The following is a 1,988-nucleotide window of genomic DNA, read 5'->3' as shown; positions in this document are numbered from 1 at the left end:
TTCTCTCGTCAGCGTTATTGGGGTGAGCCATTCCCGGTTTATTATGTGAATGGATTACCAAAAATGATCGATACACAGCATTTGCCAATTATTTTACCAGAAGTAGAGAAATATTTACCAACTGAAGATGGTTTGCCGCCATTAGGAAACGCTGCAGTTTGGGCTTGGGATACAAAACAAAATAAAGTTGTCAATACAGATTTAGTTGACAATGTTTCGATTTTTCCTTTAGAATTAAATACAATGCCAGGTTGGGCAGGAAGTTCATGGTATTGGATGCGTTATATGGATGCACACAATGAAAATGAATTTGCAAGCAAAGAAGCTTTGGCTTACTGGGAAAATGTAGATTTATACATTGGTGGAAGCGAACACGCAACTGGTCACTTATTGTATTCTCGTTTTTGGAACAAATTCTTAAAAGATAAAGGTTTGGCTCCAACAGAAGAGCCATTCAAAAAACTGATCAATCAGGGAATGATTTTAGGAACGACGGCTTATGTTTACAGATTAGAAGGAACAAATACTTTTGTATCTAAAAATAAAATTGAAGGTCAAAATGTACAGCCAATTCGCGTTGATGTTCATTTCGTGAATTCTTCAGATGAATTAAATATCGAAAAGTTCAAAGCTTGGAGGGAAGATTTCAATACAGCAGAATTTATTTTTGATGAAAACGGAAAATACATTGTAGGACGTGAGGTTGAAAAAATGTCGAAATCATACTATAATGTTGTAACTCCAGATGATATTTGCGCTGAATATGGAGCAGATACATTGCGTTTGTACGAAATGTTCTTAGGTCCTTTAGAGCAAGCAAAACCTTGGAATACTGCTGGAATTTCTGGAGTATTTGGTTTCTTGAAAAAATTATGGAGATTGTATTTTGATGATAATGGCTTGATCGTAAACAACGACGAACCAACAAAAGACAACTTAAAATCATTGCATAAAACGATTAAAAAGGTTGCAGACGATATTGAGAATTTCTCTTTCAATACTTCGGTTTCTCAGTTTATGATTTGTGTAAACGAATTGTCTTCTCAAAACTGTCATTCAAGAGCGATTTTAGAACCGTTGGGAATTTTGGTTTCGCCTTATGCACCGCATATCGCAGAAGAATTATGGTCTCAGTTAGGGCATACAACGTCAATTTCGGATGTTGCTTTTCCAGTTTTTGAAGAAAAACATTTAGTTGAAACTAATAAAGAATATCCAGTTTCTTTCAATGGAAAAATGCGTTTCACAATCGAATTGCCTTTAGATTTAACTAAAGAACAAATCGAAGAAATCGTGATGAAAGACGAAAGAACACAAAAACACTTAGACGGCAGAACGCCAAATAAAGTGATTATTGTTCCTGGAAAAATCATCAATTTGGTAGGATAACCAAATTAATTTTCAATATAAAAATTCCAAATTCCAATTTTACGATTGGGGTTTGGGATTTTTTTTTGTGTTTAATTTTTTGCCATGAATTACACGAATTTTCTCAAATTTTTATTTTTAAAAACATAGCTTGTGTGGTCTTCGACTTCGCTCAGACTGACAATAACGTACAGTTTGTCATTTCGCTATCGCTCTAGTTTCCTTCATCGAAAAGATAAACTATGTGTTTTTCGAAATAAAAATTTGAGAAAATTCGTGTAATTCGTGGCGGAAAACTTTGCGACTTAGCGTCTTTGCGAGCAAAAAAAACTAGCGTTCTTTGCGTAAATCTTTGCGTTCCTTGCGGTTAAAAAACCCGCATAAACATTGTATTTTGGATTTTTTTAATTAAAAATTTAAAAACTTTTGTAACATTTTAATAGCTACCGTATCAAAAGCATGGATCCGATTTAATTAACAACTTAAAACTATTAAAAATGAAAAAGTATATCATCTTAATTATTGCATTTTTATTCTCGGCATTATGTTTAAATGTTTTCGGCCAAACCAAACAATTTCCGTTTGAAGTTTTAAAAACGGGAAGCGGAGATCAATCTATT

The 1,988-nt window shown here is 33.5% G+C and carries 1 protein-coding gene; it reads left to right on the top strand.

The window, feature by feature from the left end; all coding sequences use genetic code 11:
* On the top strand, positions 1 to 1,389 hold a 1,389-nt coding region (locus tag B3J44_RS18830), incomplete at its 5' end, for a class I tRNA ligase family protein (protein ID WP_286970465.1).
* Positions 1,390 to 1,988 lie beyond the last annotated feature (599 nt).

Origin of the sequence: Flavobacterium sp. UBA4854, assembly GCF_002399805.1 — a bacterium.
GTDB classification, from domain to species: Bacteria; Bacteroidota; Bacteroidia; order Flavobacteriales; family Flavobacteriaceae; genus Flavobacterium; species Flavobacterium ginsengisoli.
Note: the sequence above shows the minus strand (reverse complement) of the source record. Positions and strands in the feature narration are given on the sequence as shown.